Here is a 26,790-nt window from a genome sequence, read left to right on the forward strand (position 1 = left end):
AAATGGCTAAAGAAGTTGTTGATTCAATGGCAATGAAACGTGCTTTAACTCGTATGACTTATGAAATTATTGAAAAAAATAAGGGCATCGAGGATTTAGTAATTGTTGGTATTAAAACTAGAGGTATTTATCTTGCAAAAAGAATTGCACAACGTTTGCAGCAGCTTGAAGGAGCTAATGTTCCCGTTGGAGAGCTGGATATCTCATTATATCGTGATGATCGTCATGACGCTGCAAGTAAAAATGAACCAATTGTTAATTCAGCGAAACTTGATTTCGATATTACTGAGAAACAAGTTATTTTAATTGATGATGTATTATTCACCGGACGAACAATTCGTGCAGCACTTGATGCATTGATGGATCAAGGACGTCCTAAAAAGATTAATTTAGCAGTATTGGTTGATCGTGGACATCGAGAACTACCAATTCGTGCAGATTTTGTAGGTAAGAATATTCCCACATCATTAGATGAACAGATTTCTGTTGAAGTTGAAGAGATTGATGAGAAAGATTCAATTAAGATCGAAAAAATTTAATAAGCATGACCGTTTAATTGACTCCAGAGAGAGCAAAAAGGTTGAAGAGCTGATCCTTTGAATTAGGAATTTGCTCTAGCCTTATGCCGACCTGGATCAATTAAGATTCAGGTTTTTTTGTATAGAAGGAGAATGAAGATGAGCTCAGATGAACAAAAAAAATTCAGAAATGATGAAGCTTTACTTGATATTAAGGATCGACCAAGTTTTGGATATTGGTTAATTTTGTCGATACAGCATCTATTTACAATGTTCGGGGCAACTGTTCTTGTGCCACTTTTGGTAGGAATTAATCCAAGCATCGCTTTATTTAGTTCAGGGGTAGGAACGTTAGTTTATATAATATGTACTAAAGCAAAGATTCCTGCGTATCTAGGTTCTAGCTTTGCTTTTATTGCGACAATGCAATCATTAATGCAATCTTATGGTTATCCGGCGGTTGCTCAAGGTGCCATTTCAGCCGGTCTGGTTTATCTAATCGTTTCTTTGATTGTTAGTCGTTTTGGAAGTAGCTGGGTCAATAAAATTTTGCCTCCAGTTGTGGTTGGACCAATCGTAATTGTTATTGGACTTTCGATTGCAACAACTGCTGCAACGAATGCAATGATGAATGGAACACACTATGATTTAAAATATTTTCTAGTTGCAATTTTTACACTATTAATAACGATTGTTTTTAATATGTATCTCAAAGGCTTTCCTAGCATGATACCAGTATTACTTGGAATTGTTTGTGGCTATATCTTGGCGTTAGTACTCGGAATTGTGGATCTCAAATCTGTTGCAGATGCAAAATGGTTCTCTTTGCCAGCTTTTGACACAATGTTTATCAATTATGATTTTAAATGGTATCCAGCAGCAATTATTGGAATGGCTCCAATTGCTTTTGTAACAATGACTGAGCACATGGGCCATGTAATGGTTTTGAACAAGTTGACAAAGCGTAACTTTTTTGAAGATCCAGGATTGCATCGAACTCTTTTTGGAGATGGATTGTCATCAATTATTGCAGGCTTCGTTGGTGGACCTCCTACAACCTCATACGGCGAAAATATCGGAGTACTTGCAATGACGAAAGTTCATAGCGTATGGGTACTTGGCGGAGCAGCAGTTTTTGCGGTTTTATTCAGTTTTGTAGGTAAAATCAGTGCTTTAATACACTCTATTCCGAACCCAGTAATTGGTGGTATCAGTTTTTTGTTATTTGGAATGATTGCATCTAATGGTTTGAGGATCTTAGTAGACAATAAAGTAAATTATGAATTAAAGAGAAATTTGATTATTACATCGGTTATCTTGGTTATTGGAATAGGTGGCACGTACTTACAATTGAATGATTTTAAATTAACAAGTATCGCGTTAGCAACAGTCTTTGGCATCGTTTTGAATTTAGTTCTTCCTGAAAAAGCAGTGAGCGAAAGGTAGGAGATAAAGAATGTTAGAGGTAGGAAGTCACGTTAAGTTACAACATTTTGTAACAGTCAAGGATCTACATGATGATCAAGTTATGGCATTGATTGAGCGTGCAATTTATTTTAAAAATGGTGGATCTGTACCACAATTTGAACGACCAGTTTATGCCGTCAACATGTTTTTTGAGAACAGTACGCGAACACATTGTAGTTTTGAGATGGCTGAACGTAAGCTTGGATTACAGACAATTCCTTTTGATCCTGCTGCTAGTTCAGTAAGAAAAGGCGAGACTCTCTATGATACATTACTTTCTTTAAACGCGATTGGAATTAATCTGGCGATTATGCGCCATCAGGAAAATGAATATTATAAAGAATTAATTGAACTTGAAACAACACAGAAACTTGATATAGGTGTAGTGAATGCTGGTGATGGTAGTGGACAGCATCCATCACAGTCATTGTTAGATATGATGACAATTTATGAACAATTTGGAAAATTCAAGAATCTAAAAGTCGCAATAATTGGGGACTTGAGCAATTCTAGAGTGGCACGCAGCAATATGCAATTATTAAACAAACTTGGGGCAACAGTCTTCTTTGCAGGACCAAGTTACTGGTATTCAAAAGAGTTCGAAGAATATGGAGAATATTTAGAAATCGATGAATTGGTTTCCCAAGTAGATGTAGTGATGCTGTTACGCGTTCAACATGAACGACATGCAGATGAATCAGGTTTTTCTGCTGAACGATATCACAGACAATATGGTTTGACGGTGGAACGTTACAAGCAATTGAAGAAAAACACTATAATAATGCATCCAGGGCCAATAAATCGCGGAGTTGAAATTGATTCAGAACTAGTTGAAGCACCAAAATCAAGATTTGTTAAACAAATGCAAAATGGTGTGTATATGCGTATGGCAATGCTTGAAGCAGTTATTGCAGGTAGACATTTGGGAGGCCTTTAGAATGAATTTTTTACTTGAAAATGGACTTGTATATCAAGCTGGCAAACTACAGAAAATGGACTTATTTGTTCAAAATGGTGTAATTGCAGCTTTTGGAGAAAATCTTGGACGGTTGCTGGGAGATATTAATAAGATTGATGTGTCAAATAAATTAGTTTCTCCTGGACTCGTAGACGTGCATGTTCATTACAGGGAACCTGGTTTTACCTATAAGGAAACTATTAAAACGGGTAGCCTTGCAGCGGCACATGGCGGTTTTACAACTGTCTGCGCAATGCCAAATTTAAATCCGGTTCCTGATACGGCAGAACGGTTGCTAAATGTAATTGCCAAAAACAAAGCTGATGGTGTGGTCCATATTAAACAGTATGCGGCAATTACAGAAGGATTAAAGAGTGACCAAATTAATGATCTTACATCCTTAAAGAAAGCCGGAGCATTCGCGTATAGTAATGATGGAAGCGGGATTCAGACTGCTGGAACAATGTATCAAGCAATGAAACAAGCTGCTAGTTTGGATATGCCACTTGTTGAACACATCGAAGATAATTCATTGCTCTACGGTGGGGTAATGAACGAAGGTGAACGTTCACAGGAATTAGGTCTACCGGGAATGCTGGGTTTGAGTGAATCGTCACAGTTGGCACGCGATTTAATTCTTGCACAAAAAACAGGAGTACACTACCATGCATGTCACTTGTCAACAAAAGAAAGTGTTGAATTAATGCGGCTAGCTAAGGCAAAAGGAATCAATGTAACTTGTGAAGTTGCACCGCATCATCTTTTATTGAGTGATGAAGATATCCCAAGTGATGATGCATATTTCAAGATGAATCCACCATTACGTGATAAAAATGATAAGGCAGCTTTGTTGGAAGGATTACTAGATGGTACGATCGACATGATTGCTACAGATCATGCACCCCATAGTCATGAAGAAAAGAGTGGCGGAATGTGGCAAGCATCTTTTGGAATTACTGGAAGTGAGACAGCGTTTACGTTGTTATATACGTATTTTGTAAAAAGTGGCAAATTAACATTAGAGACGCTTTTGAACAAAATGAGCAGTGAACCAGCTAAGGCATTTGGTATCAAAAATGCAGGAGAATTATTAATTGGTAAACCAGCAGATATAGTTATATTTGATCTAGATAAAGAATATGAGATAAAAGAAAAAGAGTACCTCTCAAAGGGAAAGAATACGCCTTTTACAGGTGAAAAAGTATATGGCGCGACAATTATGACATTTGTTGATGGAAAACTTGTTTATCAAAAGGAGGACTGAACTTGAAACGTTATTTGATTTTAGAAGATGGCAGCATTTTCAAAGGAGAAGGTTTTGGTGCAACTATCACAACGACTGGGGAGGTCGTCTTTACGACGGGAATGACAGGTTACCAAGAAGCTGTCACGGATCAGTCTTTTGCAAACCAAATATTAGTGTTTACCAATCCGCTAATTGGCAATTATGGAGTGAATCTTGATGATTATGAGTCAATCGAACCAGGCTGTAAGGGTGTTATCTGTCATGAATTAGCTCGAACTTCAAGTAATTGGAGACAACAAAGTAGTTTTGCAGATTTCTTAACACAAATGAAAATCCCAGGAATTACGGGAATTGATACGCGAGCATTGACGAAAAAATTACGTTCTGTTGGAACAATGAAAGGTAGAATAATTGATTCAACTGATGATTTTGAACATGCGTTCTCGCAGTTAAATGCGACGGTGGTCAATGAAAATCTTGTTGCACAAGTGTCAACAAGTAAGCCATATCCTAATCCTGGAAGTAAGCGTAATGTTGTGGTAATCGATTTTGGGTTGAAGCATAGTATTTTAAGAGAACTGGCTAAACGTGACTGTAATACTATTGTGTTACCATACAGTGCGACCGCAGAAGATATTTTCAAATTAAAACCAGATGGTGTTTTATTATCTAATGGCCCTGGTGATCCTAAAGCACTTCCAGCAGCGATTGAAATGATTCAAAAAGTCGAACAAAAAATACCGCTTTTTGGAATCTGTTTTGGTCATCAGTTACTCGCACTGGCTAATGGTGCTGACACGTTTAAAATGAAATTTGGTCATCGTGGTTTTAATCATCCTGTTAAAGAAATTGCAAGTGGAAGAATCTGTTTCACTTCACAGAATCATGGTTACGCAGTGGATCCAGATTCTGTTAACAATGAAGTGATGAATATTACTTACCGAGAAATTAATGATAATACTGTAGAAGGTTTACGTCACAAAAACTATCCAGCTTTCAGTGTACAGTTTCATCCAGACGCAGCTCCTGGACCACATGATGCAGTAGATATTTTTGATGATTTTATGCATATGATTGATACGAGAAAGGATGAACGTAATGCCTAAGAGAACTGATATTCACAAAATTATGGTAATTGGCTCTGGTCCTATTATTATTGGTCAGGCAGCCGAATTTGACTATTCTGGAACACAAGCTTGCATGGCACTGCGTGAAGAAGGGTACGAAGTTGTTCTAGTTAATTCTAATCCAGCGACAATAATGACTGACACAGAGATTGCTGATCGTGTATATATTGAACCACTGACAACTGATTCTGTCTCTCGTATTATTCGCCAAGAGTATCCAGATGCTATTTTACCAACGCTTGGTGGACAAGTTGGACTAAATATGGCAATGTCACTATCTGAAACCGGCATATTGGATGAACTCGAAATTGAGTTACTTGGTACTAAGCTAACTGCCATTAACCAAGCGGAGGATCGCGAATTGTTCAAGGAATTGATGAATGATTTGAATGAACCAATTCCACCTTCAAAGACTGTTAATACAACACAAGAAGCTCTTGATTTTGCTGATGAAATCGGATATCCAGTAATTGTACGTCCTGCTTTTACAATGGGGGGAACTGGTGGAGGACTTTGTGATAATAAGGAACAATTGGCACAGATTTCCGCTAATGGACTGGATTTATCTCCAGTTACACAATGCCTGATTGAAAAGAGTATCACTGGTTATAAAGAAGTTGAGTTTGAAGTGATGCGAGATCATGCAGATAATACAATGGTCGTATGTAGTATGGAGAACTTTGATCCAGTTGGAATTCATACAGGTGATTCGATAGTTTTCGCACCAACACAAACACTTGCTGACCGTGAATATCAAATGTTGCGTGATGTTTCATTGCGTTTAATTAGTGCATTGAAGATTGAGGGGGGCTGCAATGTTCAGCTAGCCCTTGATCCAAATAGTTTTAATTATAATGTGATTGAAGTTAATCCCCGTGTGAGCCGTTCTTCGGCCCTTGCATCTAAGGCGACTGGCTATCCAATTGCAAAAATGGCAGCTAAAATTGCAGTTGGGCTAACATTAGATGAGATTAAGAACCCTGTTACTGGAACAACATATGCTGAATTTGAGCCGGCACTTGATTATGTTGTGGCTAAAATTCCAAGATGGCCATTTGACAAATTTGCTCGAGCAAACCGCAAGTTAGGCACACAAATGAAGGCTACAGGTGAAGTTATGGCTATCGGACGAACTGCAGAAGAAGCATTGCAAAAAGCAGTTCGTTCGCTTGAAATTGACGAAAAGGATTTATTTTCTGATGAGGCACAAGTTGCTGTTGACCAAAAACTTGAAGAGAAAATTATGCATCCACAAGATGATCGAATCTTTTATTTGGTTGAAGCTTTTAGAAGAGGATACACGATTGAAGAGCTTCATGAATTAACAAAAATCAATGTCTATTTTCTAGATTTATTGAAGCATATTACGGAATTAGAAGTTGAAATTTGTAAGCATCCAAATGATTTAGAAGTACTTGAGACGGCTAAAAAATATGGATTTAGTGATTTGACAATTGCTAAGCTTTGGAATTCAAAAGAAAAACAGGTACGTGATTTACGTAAAGAAAACAAATTAATTCCTGTCTATAAAATGGTGGATACCTGCGCAGCCGAATTTGAGTCACAAACACCGTATTTTTATAGCACTTACGATATGGAAAATGAGAGTATCCCTTCTGAGCAAAAATCAATTCTTGTAATTGGTTCGGGCCCAATTAGAATTGGACAAGGTGTGGAATTTGATTATGCAACGGTGCATAGTGTTAAGGCAATTCAAAAACTAGGATATGAAGCAATTGTGATGAATAGTAATCCTGAAACAGTTTCAACTGATTTTTCTGTCTCAGATAAGTTATATTTTGAACCGTTAACACTTGAGGATGTTTTGAATGTTATTGAACTAGAACGACCATTAGGAGTAATTGTGCAGTTTGGTGGACAAACAGCAATTAATCTGGCTGCTGGTTTAGTTAAAAATGGTGTTAAGATTCTTGGCACAACAGTTGAAGATCTTGATCGTGCGGAAGATCGTGAATTGTTTGACCAAGTAATCAATAAATTGGAACTTAAACAACCAATTGGTAAAACGGCAACAACTCAAGAAGGAGTATTAAAGATGGCTGCTGAGATTGGCTATCCTGTCTTAGTAAGACCTAGTTATGTCTTGGGTGGCCGTGCAATGGAGATTGTTAATGATGTAACCGAATTGAACGATTATCTTGAACATAACACAAAGGCGGCCATTGATCATCCAATTCTTGTAGATGCATATCTTGAAGGAATGGAATGTGAAGTTGATGCAATTTGTGATGGAACAGATGTCTTGTTACCCGGAATTATGGAACATATTGAACACGCAGGAGTTCATTCAGGTGATTCTATGGCTGTGTACCCACCACAATCATTTAGTGAAGATATTAAACAGCAAATTGTTGAGGCAACCAAAAAATTAGCAGTTGCATTGAAGTGTGTTGGAATTATGAATATCCAATTTATTATTCATGATAATGAAGCATATGTACTGGAAGTTAATCCACGAGCAAGTCGAACAGTGCCATTTTTAAGTAAAATTACAGGGATTGAAATGGCCCAAGTTGCAACTAAGGTAATTCTAGGCAAATCACTTAAGGAACTTGGTTTTAAGTCTGGGCTTTATCCAGAGAGTAAGACAATTCATGTTAAGGCACCTGTATTCTCATTTAGTAAATTAGAGGATGTTGATAGTTACTTGGGGCCTGAGATGAAATCAACTGGTGAAGTAATGGGAAGTGATCATACTTTTGAGAAGGCATTACTAAAGGCTTTTGCTGGAGCAAAGATGGAACTACCACTCAATGGAAACGTCTTATTAACAATTGATAGTAACGATAAAGAAGCTGTTTTGCCAGTTGCACAAAGATTTAGTCGTGTAGGATATCGCTTGTTTGCAACAAATGGAACAGCATCCTTTTTGAAAGAACACGGTTTGCACGTAATGACAGTAAATAAGATTGGTGAAAAAGACAGATCTGAGTTAGATATCTTGAAGATTATCAAAGATGGTAAGATTCAGTTGGTCATTAACACAATGAGTCATGACCAAGAAGTGACTTCCGATGGGTTTACAATTAGGCAAACAGCAATTGAACATAATGTTCCATTGCTGACATCATTGAATACAGCAGATGCGCTAGGCCGTGCAATGGAAAATCGGACTTTTGCAACTGATGTTATAAAGTAGCTTAGACAATTACTATATAAAGGTGGGTTATTATGGAAGATTCTCGTTTGGCGGTTTCATTAGCAGGATTGAAACTCAAAAATCCAGTAATGCCAGCTAGTGGCTGCTTTGGATTTGGAGATAATAAGTTTGCGCAGATGTATGATTTGAATAAATTAGGTTCAATTATTTTAAAATCAGCAACTTTGACTGAAAGAATGGGTAATCCAGAACCAAGAGTAACCGTAGTAGAAGATGGCGCGTTAAATGCTGTAGGCTTAAAGAATCCAGGTTTATCAGTGATTCTGTCGAAAAAAATACCTGAGTTACGGTCAAAAGTACCGAATTTACCACTAATTGCAAGTGTTGCTGGTTCAACAAAAGCTGAATATGTAGAGGTGGCTAAAGCTCTAAATGATTCAGGATTAGTCAATGCCTTAGAACTGAATATTTCGTGTCCGAATGTTCATGAAGGCGGAATGTTATTTGGCACCAATCCCAAAGTTGCAGCTGAATTAACAAGTGCAGTTAAGAAGGTTACTAATATCCCAGTTTTTGTTAAACTAACGCCTAACGTTACGGATATTGTTGAAATAGCAAAAGCAGTAGCTGATGCGGGAGCAGACGGACTTAGCATGATTAATACGGCATTAGGTATGAAGATTGATATAAAAACAAGAAAACCTGTTTTGGGTAATGGAACAGGCGGATTATCAGGTAAAGCTATTAAGCCACTGGCCGTAAGAATGATTTATCAAGTAAGTCATGCTGTTGATTTACCAATTATTGCTTCTGGCGGAATTGAAAATGCTGAAGATGTGATTGAGATGTATCTTGCAGGTGCTCACGCTGTTTCAATCGGAACTGCACATTTTAAAAATCCAACTGCTTGTCTTAATTTGATTGAAGAATTACCAGCTAAGATGGATGAGCTTGGGATAACAAGTTTGCAAGCTCTGATTGAAGAAGTTAGGAGTAAGCGATAATGCAAATTAAAAGACCGATTATTGCGCTGGATTTTCCCAGTCGTAATGAAACAATGCAATTTTTGTCTGAGTTTCCAAAAGATGAGTCTTTATTTGTCAAAATAGGGATGGAACTCTACTATAGCGAAGGTCCAGATATAGTCAGAGAAATTAAGTCACTGGGACATGATGTTTTTCTTGACCTGAAGTGTCACGATATCCCACACACGGTTGAGAATGCAATGAGAGTCCTAGGAAAGTTGGGGATTGACTTAACAACACTGCATGCAAGTGGCGGTAGTGAGATGATGACGGCTGCAAAATCTGGAATATTAGATGGAAGTAATGGAAATTCAGTTACAAAACTTTTAGCAATTACGCAGTTGACCTCAACAAACCAGCGAATGGTTACAGAGGAACAATTTGTTTCAACTTCTTTAAAAGAAAGTGTGTTGAACTATGCGAGACTGGCAAAAAAGGTAGGAATGGACGGAATAGTTTGTTCAGCGCAAGAAGCTAAAAGTATTGTTGCAGAAACTGGTGAAAGTTTCTTGCGTGTAACTCCTGGAATTCGGTTAGCAGGAGGGGCTGTTGGTGACCAGAAACGTGTAATGACACCAGATGAGGCTGCTAGAAATCAAAGTAGTGCAATTGTTGTAGGCAGAACAATTACGCAAGCTAAAGATCGAGTTAGTGCATATCAAACGGTTAAGAAGTTATGGGAGGATGCAAAGTAATGAAACAAGTAGCAAAGGACTTACTAGAAATCAATGCAGTGACCTTATCACCTAACAAGCCATTTACGTGGGCAAGTGGTATTAAGAGCCCAATTTATTGCGATAATCGCCTAACAATTAGTTACCCAAAAATTCGAAAAGAGATTGCGCAGGGGATTGCTAATTTGATTCGAGATCTTTTCCCAGAAGCACAGGTAATTGCAGGAACTGCGACTGCAGGTATCCCCCATGCTGCATGGATTGCTGCTGAATTGAATCTACCAATGATTTATGTTCGGTCAAAGCCTAAAGACCATGGTCAAGGACGACAAATCGAAGGAGTTGTTGAAAAAGGTCAAAAAACGATTTTGATTGATGATCTAATATCAACGGGTGGCAGTGTATTAAAGGCGGTTGAGGCTGCACAAAAAGAAGGTGCCGATGTAATCGGTGTTTGCGGAATTTTTAGTTATCAGTTAGAGGCTGCAAAAAGAAATTTTGCTGCGGTTAATATTCCATTTGTAACATTGACTAATTATAGTGAATTGATTGAAGTTGCTGCACAAAACAACCAAATTACTGAGGAAGATCGTAACTTATTACATAAGTGGCGTGAAAGTCCAAAAGATTGGTTGGATTAGAAAAGAAATTACAGTAATGAAACACGTTTATCCGGAATAAATAAAGAGGGTGGCTCAAATGTTAACTTTTGAGCCACCCTCTTTATGCAAGTGTATTTTATTTTACCTTAATATGAAGAAATTGCTTAGTCCATCTATTTAGTAACCAATAAAGAATGTAGAGATTTGCAGACATTCCACGAGTTGGGAACTTTTTAACAGTTGTATTAAGAGTCGCAGGTAAGTTATCACGATACTTGTGAATTAATTGACGTAAATAGATATAGTAATGGTAGTCTTCAGATTTACCATCAGATGTATGCCAAATTCTGGCAGGAACCACATAATTTTTTTGGTTATTTAAATTTGCAACAATGCATTGTTCGACTGCATATAAATGCCAACCATCTTGAGTGGAAAATGGGTGTAATTCCCAGAATTTTTTTGTCATTATAAAAAAGCATTCATCCAGAGTTTGAACTTCTGTGGCATGAGAAAAATTAGAGTCACCAGCCTGTATCTTAGCATTACCATGGATAATAGTAGATAAGAGAACACGGTTATTGTTTTTTAATTCACTCGGACTGCCAGCAATACCCATGACTCCAAATTCTTTCTGATCTTGAGTGAATTTGCAAATGTCAAAAAGAGAGCGCTCATCCAAGAATCTAATATCAGGATGACAAAAAATTAAAAATTCTCCTTTTGCTAGGTTTGCGGCATGGTTATAAGCTGAGCGAGCAGAAGTAAATTCATTATTACAGTTATTAATTTTAATTAATTCGTAATCAACATCACGTTGCTGGGATAAACTAACACTAAACTCATCAAAAATAGATTTATTATTAATTATAGTTATAATGGAATATTTTGGACTTTTCAATGTAACGCCTCTCATTTCTAGATGAATATAGACTTAACCCTCATAATTTTACTACAATTATCAATTTAAAGGAAGTTGAGGAAGCTTTGGAGTGAGATATGTACCCCAAAAATATGGTGGAGAATTATCATTATATTGATTTTGTAGAATTAAAAAAGAGATCAGTGAAAGCTAAGAACGGTTTTCACTAATTCCTTCTTTAAAATTGAAATGACTCGAAATCTTTTTTTTTTAATAGCCGAATTTTTATTATTAAAGGATTTTTTTATCGGACCAATAATCAATTCTTGTACCTTCTCCAGTAGTAGCATTAGAAGAATATCGCATTACGATTTGAATAGTATGGCCTTTTAGTTGTCTTAAAGTAGCTGAACTCAAAGGTATATCCTTAACAAATCCACTTTGGGCAGCATTATATACGTTAGCATATCCATTCTTAACAACATCTGGGCGACTATTTGGGAAATAGCTAGTCCTTGTAACTTCTTTACCCGTCGTATCATCAAAAACTATAAGATACGTGTATTTCAAAACCGTTGATGCATCGGCAGCGTGCCACCCAGCAACATGCAATACACCATTTGGAGTTGAGGAAAAGCTATCTAGATGACCGGAATTATTGTTAGCAGTATAGTGTTTATCGGACCAGTAATCGATATGATTTCCTTCTCCATTGGCTGCATCAGAGTAACGCATCACAATCTGGAGCTGATGACCATTGACGAAGGTACTTCCCAAATCAATATCTTGAGAAAAACCACTCTGAGCAGCATTGAAGACATTGGCATACCCATTTTTAGCAACATCTGGACGGCTAATAGGATTGTATGCAACACGTTTTATTTCTTTGCCAGTTGTCGCATCAAAAACGATTAGGAAGGCATTTTTGAGTGCAGTACTTGCGTCAGCAGCGTGCCACCCAGCAACATGCAGAGTATTATTGGCACCTAACGAGAAACTATCAACATAAGCAGCATTGGCATTTGGAATAGCATAAGTTTTAGACAGGTAATCAATATGGTTCCCTCCACCATTTACTGCATCAGAATAACGCATCACAATCTGAAGCTGATGACCATTGACAAGAGTATTTCCCAAATCAATATTTTGAGAAAAACCACTTTGAGCAGCATTGTAGATATTGGCATACCCATTTTTAGCAACATCTGGACGGCTAATAGGATTGTATGCAACACGTTTTATTTCTTTGCCAGTTGTTGCATCAAAAACGATTAAAAAGGCATTTTTGAGTGCAGTACTTGCGTCAGCAGCATGCCACCCAGCAACATGTAATATATTATTGGAACTTAGAGAAAAGCTATCAAGATTAGCAGCATTGGCATTTGCAATAGTGTAAAGATTAGACCAGTAATCGACATGATTTCCTTCACCATTTGCCGCAGCAGAGTAACGCATTACAATTTGAATTTGATGACCATTAACTAAGTATTTGCTAAGGTTAATGTTTTGAGAAAAACCACTTTGACTTGCATTCAAAATATATCCGTAATTACTATTAGCAACGTCGGAACGAGTAGCAGGTGTATATGCGACTCTGGTAAGTTCTTTACCAGTGGTATTATCAAAGACAATCAAGAAAGCATTTTTGAGTGCAGTGCTTGCATCGGCGGCATGCCATCCAGTAACAGATAGTACATTATTAGTATTTAAATAAAGCTTATCAACGTTTCCAATATTGTCGGTATAATTATATTTTTGTGACCAGATATCTGTAGTATTGCCATTTCCATTGGGATCATCTGAGTAACGTAATACGAATTGAATATTTTTACCACCAAATTTATATCCTGATGGAAGAGTAAAGGTTACAGCAAACCCACTTTTAGCAGAATTTGGGATGTACCAATAGGTGTCAGCAACATCGGTTCGTTGAAGGGGTGTATATTTTACACGCTCAATTTCCTTGCCAGTAGTTGAATCAAACATAATAATATAAGCATTCTGTTCTATAGTAGATTTTGGAGATATATGCCAACCAGATATAGATACTTTATTGCCACTTACAGAAATATTATCAATATTAGCTAAATTGTCATTTAAATTAGATGTGTTAGTTAATAAACCATTATAGTCATGAGAAATGTCCAAAGTATGCCCATCGATATATGCTGTAGATGAAAATTGCCATCCACCATATCCTTCGTTTTTCCATTCGTTTTCGTAATATCCGCCATTGCTTGGTGTATAAGGATATTGAGCAATCCAAGTTCGTGCTTTGCCAACTGTTGCAACTACTTGATCGCGATATGCATATGAGATATAAGTGTAAACACCATGATTATTGAATCCTGCAGCTGTAAGAGAGTTCCAAAAAGCATACAAAGCAGGTTGTATGGAGTCACTGAGAGTAGTTTTATCTTCCATATCTGCAAAAATAAGCACATTCTTATCTAGTCCCAGATTTTGCATTGTTTGAGCAACATGTTGTCCTTGAGCAGAACCGCTAGATGAATCTGAAAAAGTAGCATAATGATATACAGCCACATTCAATCCAGCTTGTTCTGCTAGTGAAATTTGACTTGCAGCATAATGATTCTTATAAGTTGTTCCTTCAGTAATCTTGACAATTACACTCTTAATACCCAATGATTTTAGTTGAAGAAAATCGGTTAAAGTTATCCACTTCTGATATGAGGAGATATCTATTGCATCTGCATGAGTATAATTACTATCACCAATTGAGATGTTATCTGGAACTCTTACAGATAAGAGAGATGTTACCGCTGCAGAGAACGCGACTGGGGTTGTAGTAGTTGTGTCTAGAGTTGTACTTGCTTCAGTAGTTGTACTAATTGAAGCATCTGTTGAAGAAGATGAACTATTCATAGTTGTATTATCTGAAGTTGTGCTTACATTGTTAGTGCTACTAGTACTTGCAATATCTGAACTGTCTGTACTTGTTGAAACTGAAGATGAACTACTTATGACGGTATCTTGCTCGGCCTTTGAATCAGCATTGGAAGTAATGCTAGAATCTGTACTTTGTGTTTCGGCTACAGCATTTGCAGAACTGCTAGAAGGAGAATCACTATTAATAGAAGAAGTTTTTTCAGTTGAATTAACAGAAGTGGTTTCACTATTAGCTAGGATGCTACTATTTGAACTAGAACTTTGAGATGTAGCTGATGCAGTACTTGATGAACTACTAGAACTTTGTGAGATGGATACAGCACTGGTAGTTTCGTCTGCTTGTGCAATGTATGTTGAGAGGCTGATACCAGTTCCTAAGGATAACATTGTCAATCCAGAGACTAATGTCAGCTGCCGTTTTAGATTACTTTTCTTATATTGTTTTATTAACTTTTTCTTTCTATTCCCCTGCAATTTAACATACTCCTTATAAGTTTAAATAATTTATTAATTACCTTAATTATTATTCTATATTATCAGTCAAAGACAATAGGAATAACAAATGACCACTTGATATACAGCCTCGATAATAAAAAAATAATAGTACTTAGGTTTGTTTTTAGAACTTTAATTGAGATTTATACCTATATCGGCTATAATGGGCTGAGTTTAAGTCTGATACAAATATGATGTGAGTAATAGTATTTCCTATATCACATAAAGTATATGAAAATGAAATAAAGGGAGTAAATCATGAATGTTATTCGAAATTATTTATATAATGCGGGATACCAACTATTATTAGTAATACTACCGTTGGTCTCGATTACATATGTTAGTCGCGTTTTGACTAATACAGGTGTGGGATTAAATGCGTATACAAATTCGATTATTACTTATTTTGTATTATTTGGAAGTTTGGGAATTAATTTGTATGGTAATCGTCAAATAGCTTATTTGCGAGAGAATCAGCTTGAGATGTCAAAAGCTTTTTGGGAACTAGTAATTTTAAGAATTTTGGCAGTTCTAATAGCGTTTGTTGCATTTTTTGTGTATTTGCCATTCAGTAAAAATCCAATGTTAATGTTTTTTCAGTCGCTTAATTTACTTGCTGTTATATTCGATATTTCTTGGTTTTACATGGGAATAGAGGATTTTAAAAAAACAGTAACGCGAAATACATTGGTAAAAATATTATCGTTGGCAGCAATTTTCATTTTCGTTAAAAATAAAAATGATTTAGGTTTATATGTTATAATTCTTGGCATGGGAACTTTTCTTGGTAATTTGACATTTTGGCCGTTTATTAAGGATTTAATTGTTAAGATACCATATAAACAGCTTCATCCTTTTCGTCATTTAAGACCGTCGATTGCTTTGTTTATCCCGCAAGTGGCAATCAGTGTATATGCTGTTTTAAACAAAACAATGTTAGGCAAAATGACTGGAACTGTTAATTCAGGATATTATAATAATGCAGATACACTGATTAAGACGGTTTTGGCTGTGGCTACGGCAACTGGGACAGTTATGTTGCCCCATGTTGCCAATGCATTTGCAAATGGAGAAAAGAAAAGAATAAATCAGATGTTATATGACTCCTTTGATTTCATTTCATTTTTAACAGTTGCTATGATGTTTGGGATTGCTGGTCTCTCACTTAACTTAGGAACACTTGTTTTTGGATCTGGTTTTGAGCCAGTTGGAATGGCTGTTTTGTTGGAGTCACCTGTAATTATATTAATTGGTTGGAGTAATGCGATTGGAACTCAATTTCTTTTACCTACAAATAGGACAAGAGAATATACAGCCTCTGTAATTATAGGTGCCATCGTCAATATTGTATTGAATTTTCCATTAATTTATTTTTGGGGACTTGTAGGTGCGATGTTAGCAACTGTCATTTCTGAGGTTTGTGTAACAGGTTATCAGTTGTGGACAATCAGGAAAACGGTGAGCTACCGAAAATTATTTCAAAATTTTTGGAAATATTTAGTAGCGGGACTGGTAATGTTTATTCCAATCTTTAAGATTAATAACACGGTTAACTCAACTATTGTTTCAATTCTCTTAGAAGTTGTTCTTGGGATAGTAGTCTATTTCGTAATGATTTTATTATTAAGGCCGACAATTGTGAATAAAGCTAGGAATATTTTGAACAAACGAAAAAAATAGATATAGATTGTTTTTTTACAAAGGAGATTTTTAATGACTAATTACATTGTTACATCAAATGATCCCGGAAAGATGGGAGGTAGTAAGGCTAAAGAGGATATTGTTAAATTTCTAAAGGAGGAAGGATATGCTTCTTTTTGGGTAAATCCCTACCAACCAAATAAATTGGCCAAGTTTTGGTATACCTATTCTCATTTGATGAATTTTTTAAAAAAATCTGAAATCGATAACCTTATTATGCAATACCCAATCCCTTCACGATACATGGTTGATAAGTTCGTTAATAAATTGAAAGAAACAAAGAAAACAAATTTCATTATCTGGATTCACGATATTCAAGGCTTGCAAAGCAGTGATAATGACTCTGCAACTTGGGAAATCGAACTATTTAATAATGCAGATATACTGGTTGTTCATAATGAAAAAATGAAACAATGGCTTTTACAAAATGGCGTCAATACGAGGATGATTGTTCTAGAAATCTTCGATTACGATAATCTGCAAACCGTACAAAAAAAACACGAATATGAAAAGACTGTGTGTTTTGCAGGAAATTTATTCAAATCAGTTTTTTTGACTGAACTTAATACCAAAAATAAAGTCTATGTATTTGGACCAAATATGCCTGAAAAACACTCGGCAAATACAATTTACTCAGGGCAGTATTCTCCAGAAGAATTGTCACAACACCTAACTCAAAATTTTGGTCTTATCTGGGATGGCCCCTCATTAACTACGTGCGAAGGCACATTTGGACATTATTTATTATTCAACAACCCACATAAAACATCATTATATATTAGTTCAGGAGTACCAATTATTATATGGGAGAAGGCAGCTTTGGCCGATTTTGTACTCCAAAATAATATTGGAATTGTAATTGATGATTTAAGTCGGTTGGATCAGGTCTTAGATAGTGTTTCAGCCGAATCATATAATCTTATGAAGAAGAATATTGATAAAATGGCAGAGAAGTTAAGAACAGGATATTATACAAAAGAAGTAATAAAAAAAATAGATATGCAGTAGGTGATAATAATGGTAGTTTCGGTTGTTGTGGCAACCTATAATGGGAAACAATTTATAAAAAAACAGCTTGATTCAATTCGTAATCAAAGTAGACAACCTGACGAAGTTATTATAAAGGATGATGGGTCAACAGATGGAACGTTTGAATTAGTTGAAGAATACATCAGAAAAAATCTACTTAATAATTGGATTGTTGAGAAAAATAGGCAAAATCTAGGTTATAAGAAGAATTTTTTTGAGTTATTGAAAGCAGCACATGGGGATATTATTTTTTTGTCTGACCAAGATGATGAATGGGCTCCAAAAAAAATTGAAAAAATGGCTGAAGTGATGGAGAAAAATACAGAGGTTAAAACTCTAAACTGTGGCATAAGTTTAATTGATGGACAATCAAAAAAAGTAAAACTTGACCTGCGAAAAAATTTCTATAATGCAAATTTTTTATATTCGAAGAATCCACTAAAAGATCTCAATTATTTTGAATTTTACTCAATTGTTGAGAGAAATATCTCACCTGGATGTGCAATGGCGATTACTTCAGAAGTTAAGGACGAATTTATTAAGATATATGACTTTGGATTACCTCATGATTGGTTCTTGAACTTGATAGCTTCTTTGACAAACGGATGTGTCTTTTTGAATGAAGAATTATTAAATTATAGGCTACATGGTGAAAATACACTTGGTATTTCAGATGATTGGAGTGCTACAAGTAAAATAGATTCGTTTGAGAAAGATAGAAAAGATAAAATTGTCGAATACCAACAACTTATCCAAGCATTCACGATTTTTGAAGGTCGTTTTCCAAAAAATAAAAAAATTACTCTGAAAATTAAAAACTATTTAGAACTTCACTTAGCATTTTACAAAAAAGCGCAAATAAGAACACTCCTTAAATTATATACTTGTTCACAATATCTTGAAACGTCTACATTTAGAGGCAAGGTTTGGGATTGGTTGGTTGCGTTAAAATTAAATAAATTTTTATGATTTATTTTCTTATGAGACTATTTATTGTAATTGCAATAAAGATTAATTTTAATTTATGTTACAATCTATAATGGAAATTAAAAAATGAATTTATTTTTTGGAGGACAAACATGAAGGGAATAATTTTAGCTGGTGGTTCAGGTACACGCTTGTATCCATTGACACGCGCGACATCAAAACAATTGATGCCGATCTATGATAAGCCAATGATTTATTATCCAATGTCAACGTTGATGCTGGCGGGAATCAAGGATATCTTGATTATCTCAACCCCACAAGATGAGTCGAGATTCGAAGAATTATTTGGAGATGGGTATGAACTTGGGTTACATATTGAATACAAAGTCCAACCTAAACCTGAAGGGTTAGCGCAAGCTTTCATTTTGGGGGCAGATTTTATTGGTGATGACAGTGTTTGTCTTGTCTTAGGAGATAATATCTATTATGGTGGAGGACTTTCTAAGATGTTACAACATGCCGCAGAAAAAGAGCATGGAGCGACTGTCTTTGGGTATCATGTGAATGACCCTGAAAGATTTGGCGTAGTTGATTTTGATAAAGACATGAATGCTTTGTCAATTGAGGAAAAACCGGAACATCCTAAGTCACATTATGCGGTTACCGGATTGTATTTCTATGACAATGATGTGGTTGAGATTGCGAAGAATATAAAACCTTCTCCTCGTGGCGAATTAGAGATTACCGATATCAATAAGGAATATCTTTCACGTGGGACATTATCAGTTGAATTGATGGGTCGTGGTTTCGCATGGTTGGATACTGGGACACATGAGTCATTACTTGAAGCGTCCTCGTTCATCGCAACAATTGAACGGCGCCAAAATCAAAAGGTTGCGTGTTTAGAAGAGATTGCATATCGGATGGGTTATATTAATAAAGAACAACTAGCGATATTAGCGCAACCATTGAAGAAGAATCAATACGGTCAATATTTATTAAGATTAGCGAGTGAGGGTTAAAAATGGGAAAGCTTAAGATTACAGAAACGAAGCTGCAAGATGTCAAAATAATTGAACCAGCAGTGTTTGGAGATAACCGAGGATTCTTTACCGAAAGTTATTCAGATAAAGACTTTAAAGACGCAGGAATCGATTTTGACTTTATTCAAGATAATCATTCATTGTCGAGTCAAGCAGGTGTTTTACGTGGATTACATTTTCAACGAGGAAAATCAGCACAAACGAAGTTGATCAGAGTAGTTACAGGTGCGGTGCTTGATGTGATTGTGGATGTACGTAAAGGCAGCCCAACCTATGGTGAATGGGAAGGTTATATTCTTTCAGAAAGTAATCACCGTCAGTTACTTGTACCACGTGGTTTTGCGCATGGCTTTGTAACATTAACAGATAATGTTAATTTCTTATACAAATGTGATAACTATTATGATGCGAAAGCAGATGGCGGAATCGCTTTTGATGATTCTACCTTGGCAATTAATTGGCCAATTGATCTTGAAAACGCAATTCTTTCAGAAAAAGATAAGCAGCATCCAACCTTCAAGGAATTTGAAGCAGATAATCCGTTTGTCTATGGCGAAATATAGGAGGATTGGTCATGAAAAATATTATTGTGACAGGTGGGGCAGGTTTTATCGGCTCTAACTTTGTACATTATGTAGTTAACAACCATCCAGAGATACATGTGACAGTTTTAGATAAGCTAACCTATGCAGGTAACAAAGAGAATTTGGCGGGTTTACCAGCAGAACGTGTTGAATTGGTTGTAGGTGATATTGTAGATGCGCCATTAGTCGATGAATTGGTCCAAAAAGCGGATGCGGTAGTGCATTATGCAGCTGAATCACATAATGATAATTCGTTGAAGGATCCAACTCCGTTTATTCAAACTAATTTGATTGGTACGTATACATTAATTGAAGCTTGTCGTAAGTATAATGTGCGTTATCATCATGTTTCAACAGATGAAGTTTACGGAGATCTTCCCTTACGTGAAGACTTGCCAGGACATGGTGAAGGAGTAGGCGAGAAGTTTACGCCAGAGATGCCATATCGTCCTTCTAGCCCATATTCGTCAACCAAGGCAGGGTCAGATTTGTTAGTTAGAGCTTGGGTCAGATCCTTTGGTTTACAAGCAACAATCTCAAATTGTTCGAATAACTATGGCCCATACCAGTACATTGAGAAATTTATTCCACGGCAGATTACAAATATTTTGAGTGGAATAGAACCTAAATTATATGGAACGGGTAAGAATGTGCGTGACTGGATTCATACGAATGATCATTCATCAGCAGTCTGGACAATTTTGACAAAGGGAAAAATTGGCGAAACATATCTGATTGGCGCGGATGGAGAACAAGATAATAAAACAGTTATGGAAATGATTCTTGAATTGATGGGTCATTCAAAGGATGAATATGAGCATGTGGCGGATCGGCCAGGGCATGATTTAAGATACGCAATTGATTCCACGAAGTTGCGCACAGAATTAGGATGGAAGCCGGAATTCACAGATTTCCGGGAAGGCTTAGCAGAAACAATCAAATGGTATAGTGAAAATGAAGCTTGGTGGAAATCAGAGAAGGCAAAGGTTGAAGCAAACTACGCCAAAAATGGTCAATAACAAGTTGATAGAGAAGGTGACAAAGTGATACTAGTTACAGGTGGAAGTGGACAACTTGGTTCAGAACTACGGAATATACTTGATGAGAAAAAAATTGAGTATATTGCTCCGAGTTCAAAAGAGTTGAATATTACTGACGAGAAAAGTGTCCTACAATATGTTCAAAAACTCAAGCCCTCAGTAATTTATCATTGTGCAGCCTATACAGCTGTAGATGCTGCAGAAGACGAAGGTAAAAAATTAAATTACCTAGTTAATGATGAAGGAACTACAAATATGGCAAAGGCGGCTGCAAGGATTGATGCAGTTATTGTCTACATTAGTACAGATTATGTTTTTGATGGTAATCTAACTGATGGTGAGTATGCAGTTGATGCAGAAACTAACCCATTGAACGAGTACGGTAAAGCTAAGCTTGCTGGGGAGAAAGCGATTCAGACTTTTGCAAGCAAGTATTATATTATCAGAACTTCATGGGTGTTTGGCAAATATGGCAAAAATTTTGTTTTTACGATGCAACGTCTAGCAGAGCAATATCCTAAGATAACGGTTGTTGCTGATCAGTTTGGGAGACCTACTTGGACAAGAACACTTGCGGAGTTTATGACGTATGTTGTTGAAAATCACGCTGATTATGGTGTTTATCATCTTTCAAATGATAGTACTTGTACATGGTATGAATTTGCAAGTGAAATCTTAAAAAATGAGAATACTGAAGTGGAACCAATAACGAGCGAACAATTTCCTCAAAAAGCAACAAGACCAACACATTCGATTATGGATTTGAGTAAGGCGAAGTCGATAGGATTTGAAATTCCAACATGGCAAAAAGCGCTAAGTGAAATGCTGAAAAGTTTTAACTAGATAAATGCGTTAAGCTAGTGAGTGTACTCATAAGGAATAAATGAAAGACTGAGTCAAATTGATTTTTGATGCAGTCTTTTTTCTTGAGTGACTATAAATATGCGATTCAAGAGAGTTGATAAGCTATTTATAGTAAATATTGCAAAAACAAGGTTAAATAAATATTATTTTTAAGTAGGTGAATATTTTGCATGATTGGTTAGCGAAAAAGAAGTACATCACATATGTATTAGCACTCTAATGAATGTAAAAAAAAGAAGATTTTAGAAGTCTTCTAAATCATTGGAGTGTAAAAAATGAAAATTAAATATCATAAAAATATCAAATATAGTTATTATTACAGTTTTTTCTCTTTTTTTGGAGTAACAGGGCTTTGGGTAATTTATCTGCAACAAGCAGGCTTAACATTATTTGAAGTGGGACTATGTGAAAGTATTTTTCACATCGGAAGTTTTTTGTTCGAAGTACCAAGTGGGCTATTAGCTGATCGTTTTTCTTACAAAACGGTCCTAATTGCAGGTAGGCTTATGTCAATTCTATCAGCTGTGATAATGTTGCTTGCACAGTCGTTTTGGCTTTTTGCATTTAGTTTTATATTGAGTGCATTTTCATATAACCTGCAATCAGGAACAATTGATGCAATGATGTATGATTCGCTAATTGAGAGCAAGCAAACATCGAACTTCCCAAAGATTATCAGTAAAACAGAGATTATTTTTGAAGTTGCAGATACAATAGGGGTTGTTATTGCAGGGTTCTTTGTACATTGGCATTTTGAACTAACATATGTAATTGCTATTTTGGTTGGTTTTTTTGCGCTTATTTCGGTTTTATTTTTGAAAGAACCATTAAAAAATACACAGGTTCAAACCGATACAGTTAAAGAAGCAGAATTGACAATTAGTGAATTGATAAAGTCTTCTTGGTGTATTTTGAGAAAAGAGAAATTCTTGCGTAACTTGATGATATATCAGGCAATGATTGATTTGATTTGCACAAGTTATTATTATTACTACCAATCTGTTATGAAGAATAACGACTTTTCTGGAGTAATGATTTCTGGAATTATGGTCATTTCTTCGGTTATAGCTGTGCTTGCCATTAGTGTAACGCCAAGGATTACAAACCATTTTAGTCAACTTAGTATTCTACGTTTTCTAATAGTACCAATTCTTGGATTGATTCCATTAATCTTTTTTAGAAATGGAATAATTATGTTTTTATTATTCATGGTCCTCAAAGCCTTAAGTGCTGTCGTTGGTCCATTGTTTAGTAACTACTATAATGAATTAATTGAGTCAAAGCAACGAGCAACGTTATTAAGTGTTGCAAGTGTAATTTTTTCGGCATTTATGATTGTGCTATTTCCGGTAATTGGTTGGGCGATTGATTGGTTTGGATTTTCAATTACTTTTGGGATTATTGGAATTGGACTGTGTGTTATAGGTATAATAAACAGCATTTTCAAAAGTAACATTAATTGATTTATGTTGAAATTTTTTATTGAGTGTGTAAAAGTTTGAAAAAGATATGATATAATTTCGAAGGGGTTAGGGAAAACCATAGGGGGAAAAGCAGTGGACGATTTAGCTATTTTAATTCCTTGCTACAATGAAGGAATAACAATTGGGAAAGTTGTAAAAGACTGTCTCAGGGATACGAGAGATATTGAGGGGAGAGTTAATATCTATGTGTATGATAATAACTCTAAGGATAATACAGTAAGTGAAGCACAAACAGCAGGCGCGATTGTTAGACATGAATACCAACAGGGAAAAGGAAATGTAATCAGAAGAATGTTTAGGGATATTGATGCGAAATGCTATATCTTAATTGATGGCGATGATACGTATCCTACAGATGTTATTCCAAAAATGTATCGATTAACGATAGAAAGAAATTTGGATATGGTTGTTGGAGACCGACTTTCTTCAAGTTATTTTGAAGAAAATAAGCGACCATTTCATAATATCGGAAATAGAATAGTTCGTGGAAGCATAAATTGGTTATTTAAAAGTAATATTAGAGATATCATGACTGGATATAGAGCTTTTAGCTATCAGTTTGTAAAATCATATCCAGTTGTTTCAAAGGGATTTGAAATAGAAACTGATATGACGATTTTTGCAATTGAGAATAACATGGCTGTTCATAACGAAATTATTGAATATAAAGATAGACCTGATGGAAGTGAATCAAAACTTAACACGTACAGTGATGGATTTAAAGTGCTTAAGCGAATTTTAATCTCATATAGGGACTATCATCCATTGGGTTTCTTTTCTATAGTAGCGATGATTTTGGTAGCGATAGCGTTATTTTTGTTTATTCCAGAAGTTTGGGTACCCTATTTGCAAACTGGACTTGTAGAGAAAATCCCAACTTTAATTGTTTCAGCTTTTCTTATTATTGGGGCAATTGTGTCTTGGTACAGTGGGTTAATTCTTGATTCTGTATTACAGAAAGAAAAAAGAGAATTTGAATTCAGATTGAACTTAATAAGTAAAAATCAGAAATGATTAATAAAATTTATATTATAATGGGGTAACAGTTTTGTTTAAACAAACTAATAGGAAAAAATTAGATATGATTGTATCTATTTTTCATGAGTATAAGCTGTTGATAGGTGCTGTAGTGCTAATTTTCTTTTTTTCCCTTTTTCTGGCACAGAAAGATTATTTAGCATTAGGTAAAAATAGCAATCCAAGCGATCAAACAGTGGAGATAACAAAGAATGTGAAGAGTAAAATTTCATTTACTTCTTCGAAAGTATATTCTTTATTATTGAAAATAAATGCAAATCCAAATGCAAATAGTAATGAGTTTACTAATATTAAATTAGTTTCAGGTAAAAAAGTGCTCTACAGTAAAAAAATATATAATAATGTATCTTTAAATCAAGATGGGCCTAATGGGATTGGAACTAATTTTGTTTTAAATGAAAAAATGGGACTTAATGTAAAAAAAGGTAAGTACTATAAGGTAGTTATGACGACAAATGCTATTAAGGGACATTATATGACCGCATATACAGGTAATAATGGTTCTATATGGAATAATGTCGTATATAATTGGATACCAAAAGAAAAATTAGCAAAGTTACTGATTGTGTTTCAAACAATTATAGCAATTATTATTTTTGGTATATTTAAACTTACAAATATGAAAAACAAAAAATTGAAAATAGAAAATGTTTTTCTACTTGTTTCTGTAGTGCTCATTACATTATATACATTTCTTGTACCGGCTTTTAGAGTTCCTGATGAATTTCAACATTTTATAAGAACGTATGGAATATTGCACGGAAATTTTTTGGTTCCTTTGAGTGGTAATTTAAGTGTTCCGCATAACTTAATTCCAGTTTTAGATCCAGTGAATAACACACTGTATGAAACCCTTAAACATTTCAATGTACAATTGTCAGACCATGACGTTAATATGAGTGTGATTAATATGGCTCTTTATTCACCTCAGTCTTATATTTTTCAACTTTTTGGTATGGGGACAACAAGTCTGTTTACGAAAAATCCATTCATTTTGTTATATAGTAGCAGATTGATTACCGGCCTTTGTTGTACGTTGATTCTTTATCTATGTGTAAAATTTATTCCATTTGGAAAGAAAACACTGGTTGTTTGTTCGTTGTTGCCAATGAACATAGCAGAAAGAGCTAGTCTTTCTGCTGATGGATTTACTTATGTTATAGTTATTGCGGTCTTCACTTTTTCTTTATATGTAGCTTTTAGAAAAGAGAATATGGGCAAAGAATTAATTACACTCATGTATGTTCTTTTGTTCTTTCTAGCATCTTGCAAAGTTATATACTTTATAATAGGTGGCATAATACTGCTTATTCCAAATAAGAAATTTGGTAGTTTTTCAAAAGGACTAATACACAAGGTCGCAGGTGTTTCATTTGTGGGGCTTATAGCAGTGGGTTGGTTGAAGATAGCATCGAAATACTTGATTAACACACAAGGTGGCAGTAGTTCATCAGAAAAAGTAAGTTATATCATACATCATCCTTTTTGGTATGTTGAATTGATGAATAAAACATTCTGGATGAATTTGAAGAATTATACAGAACAATTATTGACGGGCCCACTTGGAGCATTAAATATTGAAATAAATTACGGCCTTACAATATTGATTGCTTTCGTATTGTTACGGACTATATATCTTGAAAAAGAGTCAATTAAAAATGCTAGCAAAGATTTTATCGTAAAAAATTATATAATCTTAATATGTTTAATTAATACAGTTCTTATTTTTACGAGTCTTTTCGTTCAGTGGACACAAGTTACAGGGAATATTGGGGATACGGTTAGTATAATTGGTATTCAAGGAAGATATTTTCTACCAATATTACCATTGTTTTTAATCGCGCAATTAGTTCCAAAGAGTATAAATGATTTTGAGATACAAACGAAAAAAAATAGAAATATGATATTTTTTGCTGCATTAATAAATATTCTGGTTTTGGCAAACGTATTTACAAGTTTGTCAGTGTAACTGTTTTATATAGTTTGGATAAAAATGTATTTTCACAGAAATTAGGTAATTTAAATTGAAGTAAATGATAATTTTTGTTCGAACTAATACCGATAAGCCTAATTAT

General features: G+C 35.3%; 21 protein-coding genes. 19 read left to right on the plus strand and 2 right to left on the minus strand.

What is annotated here, in order from left to right:
- Window positions 1–2: 2 nt before the first annotated feature.
- The 9 genes from pyrR to pyrE all read left to right on the plus strand — a co-directional run bounded on the left by pyrR (window position 3) and on the right by pyrE (window position 10,777).
- Window positions 3–539, plus strand: a complete 537-nt coding sequence (pyrR, locus tag G6O70_RS06605) for a bifunctional pyr operon transcriptional regulator/uracil phosphoribosyltransferase PyrR (protein WP_057869368.1) — start codon at window positions 3–5, stop codon at window positions 537–539.
- A gap of 138 nt (window positions 540–677) precedes the next feature.
- Window positions 678–1,964, plus strand: coding sequence for a solute carrier family 23 protein (locus G6O70_RS06610; protein ID WP_057869345.1), 1,287 nt, complete (start codon window positions 678–680; stop codon window positions 1,962–1,964).
- Between the two features lie 10 nt (window positions 1,965–1,974).
- The gene (locus G6O70_RS06615; RefSeq protein ID WP_057869346.1) at window positions 1,975–2,922 is read left to right on the plus strand and encodes an aspartate carbamoyltransferase catalytic subunit; all 948 of its coding nucleotides are present in this window, start codon (window positions 1,975–1,977) and stop codon (window positions 2,920–2,922) included.
- A 1-nt stretch (window position 2,923) separates the two neighbouring features.
- Window positions 2,924–4,207: a dihydroorotase gene (locus G6O70_RS06620; RefSeq protein WP_057869347.1), complete on the plus strand. Its 1,284-nt coding sequence runs from the start codon at window positions 2,924–2,926 to the stop codon at window positions 4,205–4,207.
- 2 nt (window positions 4,208–4,209) lie between these two features.
- The gene (locus G6O70_RS06625) at window positions 4,210–5,295 is read left to right on the plus strand and encodes a carbamoyl phosphate synthase small subunit (RefSeq protein WP_057869348.1); all 1,086 of its coding nucleotides are present in this window, start codon (window positions 4,210–4,212) and stop codon (window positions 5,293–5,295) included.
- Entirely contained in the window at window positions 5,288–8,476 is a 3,189-nt protein-coding gene (gene carB, locus G6O70_RS06630; protein ID WP_057869349.1) for a carbamoyl-phosphate synthase large subunit, read from the plus strand. The genes G6O70_RS06625 and carB overlap by 8 nt, the downstream gene beginning before the upstream one ends.
- A gap of 32 nt (window positions 8,477–8,508) precedes the next feature.
- Window positions 8,509–9,441, plus strand: a complete 933-nt coding sequence (locus tag G6O70_RS06635; RefSeq protein ID WP_057869350.1) for a dihydroorotate dehydrogenase — start codon at window positions 8,509–8,511, stop codon at window positions 9,439–9,441.
- Complete coding sequence (gene pyrF, locus G6O70_RS06640; protein ID WP_057869351.1) at window positions 9,441–10,157, plus strand: orotidine-5'-phosphate decarboxylase; 717 nt, start codon at window positions 9,441–9,443, stop codon at window positions 10,155–10,157. The genes G6O70_RS06635 and pyrF overlap by 1 nt, the downstream gene beginning before the upstream one ends.
- Window positions 10,157–10,777: an orotate phosphoribosyltransferase gene (pyrE, locus tag G6O70_RS06645; protein ID WP_057869352.1), complete on the plus strand. Its 621-nt coding sequence runs from the start codon at window positions 10,157–10,159 to the stop codon at window positions 10,775–10,777. Before pyrF ends, pyrE begins: the two co-directional genes overlap by 1 nt.
- A 97-nt stretch (window positions 10,778–10,874) precedes the next feature.
- On the opposite strand, the gene G6O70_RS06650 is transcribed toward pyrE, so the two are convergent.
- Both G6O70_RS06650 and G6O70_RS06655 read right to left on the minus strand, forming a co-directional pair.
- Window positions 10,875–11,639, minus strand: a complete 765-nt coding sequence (locus tag G6O70_RS06650) for a glycosyltransferase (protein WP_057869353.1) — start codon at window positions 11,637–11,639, stop codon at window positions 10,875–10,877.
- Window positions 11,640–11,891: 252 nt separating this feature from the next.
- Window positions 11,892–14,984, minus strand: coding sequence for a GH25 family lysozyme (locus G6O70_RS06655; RefSeq protein ID WP_057869354.1), 3,093 nt, complete (start codon window positions 14,982–14,984; stop codon window positions 11,892–11,894).
- Between the two features lie 279 nt (window positions 14,985–15,263).
- Between G6O70_RS06655 and G6O70_RS06660 the strand changes: the two genes are divergently transcribed.
- From G6O70_RS06660 to G6O70_RS06705, 10 genes are all read left to right on the plus strand, one after another.
- Entirely contained in the window at window positions 15,264–16,685 is a 1,422-nt protein-coding gene (locus G6O70_RS06660; RefSeq protein ID WP_057869355.1) for an oligosaccharide flippase family protein, read from the plus strand.
- A gap of 33 nt (window positions 16,686–16,718) precedes the next feature.
- The gene (locus G6O70_RS06665; RefSeq protein ID WP_057869356.1) at window positions 16,719–17,714 is read left to right on the plus strand and encodes a sugar transferase; all 996 of its coding nucleotides are present in this window, start codon (window positions 16,719–16,721) and stop codon (window positions 17,712–17,714) included.
- A gap of 9 nt (window positions 17,715–17,723) precedes the next feature.
- Window positions 17,724–18,704: a glycosyltransferase gene (locus G6O70_RS06670; protein WP_057869357.1), complete on the plus strand. Its 981-nt coding sequence runs from the start codon at window positions 17,724–17,726 to the stop codon at window positions 18,702–18,704.
- A 110-nt stretch (window positions 18,705–18,814) separates the two neighbouring features.
- On the plus strand, window positions 18,815–19,684 hold the full coding sequence (gene rfbA, locus G6O70_RS06675) for a glucose-1-phosphate thymidylyltransferase RfbA (RefSeq protein ID WP_057869358.1): 870 nt from the start codon (window positions 18,815–18,817) through the stop codon (window positions 19,682–19,684).
- 2 nt (window positions 19,685–19,686) lie between these two features.
- Window positions 19,687–20,268: a dTDP-4-dehydrorhamnose 3,5-epimerase gene (rfbC, locus tag G6O70_RS06680; RefSeq protein WP_057869359.1), complete on the plus strand. Its 582-nt coding sequence runs from the start codon at window positions 19,687–19,689 to the stop codon at window positions 20,266–20,268.
- 11 nt (window positions 20,269–20,279) lie between these two features.
- Window positions 20,280–21,308 carry a dTDP-glucose 4,6-dehydratase gene (gene rfbB / locus G6O70_RS06685; RefSeq protein WP_057869360.1) on the plus strand — a complete coding sequence of 343 codons (1,029 nt, stop codon included), beginning with the start codon at window positions 20,280–20,282 and terminating at the stop codon, window positions 21,306–21,308.
- Between the two features lie 24 nt (window positions 21,309–21,332).
- Window positions 21,333–22,172, plus strand: a complete 840-nt coding sequence (rfbD, locus tag G6O70_RS06690; RefSeq protein WP_057869361.1) for a dTDP-4-dehydrorhamnose reductase — start codon at window positions 21,333–21,335, stop codon at window positions 22,170–22,172.
- A 296-nt stretch (window positions 22,173–22,468) separates the two neighbouring features.
- The gene (locus tag G6O70_RS06695; RefSeq protein ID WP_057869362.1) at window positions 22,469–23,656 is read left to right on the plus strand and encodes an MFS transporter; all 1,188 of its coding nucleotides are present in this window, start codon (window positions 22,469–22,471) and stop codon (window positions 23,654–23,656) included.
- A gap of 93 nt (window positions 23,657–23,749) precedes the next feature.
- The gene (locus tag G6O70_RS06700; protein ID WP_057869363.1) at window positions 23,750–24,691 is read left to right on the plus strand and encodes a glycosyltransferase family 2 protein; all 942 of its coding nucleotides are present in this window, start codon (window positions 23,750–23,752) and stop codon (window positions 24,689–24,691) included.
- A gap of 34 nt (window positions 24,692–24,725) precedes the next feature.
- Window positions 24,726–26,684: a DUF2142 domain-containing protein gene (locus G6O70_RS06705; RefSeq protein ID WP_057869364.1), complete on the plus strand. Its 1,959-nt coding sequence runs from the start codon at window positions 24,726–24,728 to the stop codon at window positions 26,682–26,684.
- The last annotated feature ends 106 nt before the right edge of the window (window positions 26,685–26,790 follow it).

The organism is Liquorilactobacillus hordei DSM 19519 (assembly GCF_019443985.1).
Lineage (GTDB): Bacteria > Bacillota > Bacilli > Lactobacillales > Lactobacillaceae > Liquorilactobacillus > Liquorilactobacillus hordei.

Bases quoted from the DNA above. Each gene is read 5' to 3' on its own strand.
- pyrR (WP_057869368.1), top strand. From the start codon at position 3: ATGGCTAAAGAAGTTGTTGATTCAATGGCAATGAAACGTGCTTTAACT.
- G6O70_RS06610 (WP_057869345.1), top strand. From the start codon at position 678: ATGAGCTCAGATGAACAAAAAAAATTCAGAAATGATGAAGCTTTACTT.
- G6O70_RS06615 (WP_057869346.1), top strand. From the start codon at position 1,975: ATGTTAGAGGTAGGAAGTCACGTTAAGTTACAACATTTTGTAACAGTC.
- G6O70_RS06620 (WP_057869347.1), top strand. From the start codon at position 2,924: ATGAATTTTTTACTTGAAAATGGACTTGTATATCAAGCTGGCAAACTA.
- carB (WP_057869349.1), top strand. From the start codon at position 5,288: ATGCCTAAGAGAACTGATATTCACAAAATTATGGTAATTGGCTCTGGT.
- G6O70_RS06635 (WP_057869350.1), top strand. From the start codon at position 8,509: ATGGAAGATTCTCGTTTGGCGGTTTCATTAGCAGGATTGAAACTCAAA.
- pyrF (WP_057869351.1), top strand. From the start codon at position 9,441: ATGCAAATTAAAAGACCGATTATTGCGCTGGATTTTCCCAGTCGTAAT.
- pyrE (WP_057869352.1), top strand. From the start codon at position 10,157: ATGAAACAAGTAGCAAAGGACTTACTAGAAATCAATGCAGTGACCTTA.
- G6O70_RS06660 (WP_057869355.1), top strand. From the start codon at position 15,264: ATGAATGTTATTCGAAATTATTTATATAATGCGGGATACCAACTATTA.
- G6O70_RS06665 (WP_057869356.1), top strand. From the start codon at position 16,719: ATGACTAATTACATTGTTACATCAAATGATCCCGGAAAGATGGGAGGT.
- G6O70_RS06670 (WP_057869357.1), top strand. From the start codon at position 17,724: ATGGTAGTTTCGGTTGTTGTGGCAACCTATAATGGGAAACAATTTATA.
- rfbA (WP_057869358.1), top strand. From the start codon at position 18,815: ATGAAGGGAATAATTTTAGCTGGTGGTTCAGGTACACGCTTGTATCCA.
- rfbC (WP_057869359.1), top strand. From the start codon at position 19,687: ATGGGAAAGCTTAAGATTACAGAAACGAAGCTGCAAGATGTCAAAATA.
- rfbB (WP_057869360.1), top strand. From the start codon at position 20,280: ATGAAAAATATTATTGTGACAGGTGGGGCAGGTTTTATCGGCTCTAAC.
- G6O70_RS06695 (WP_057869362.1), top strand. From the start codon at position 22,469: ATGAAAATTAAATATCATAAAAATATCAAATATAGTTATTATTACAGT.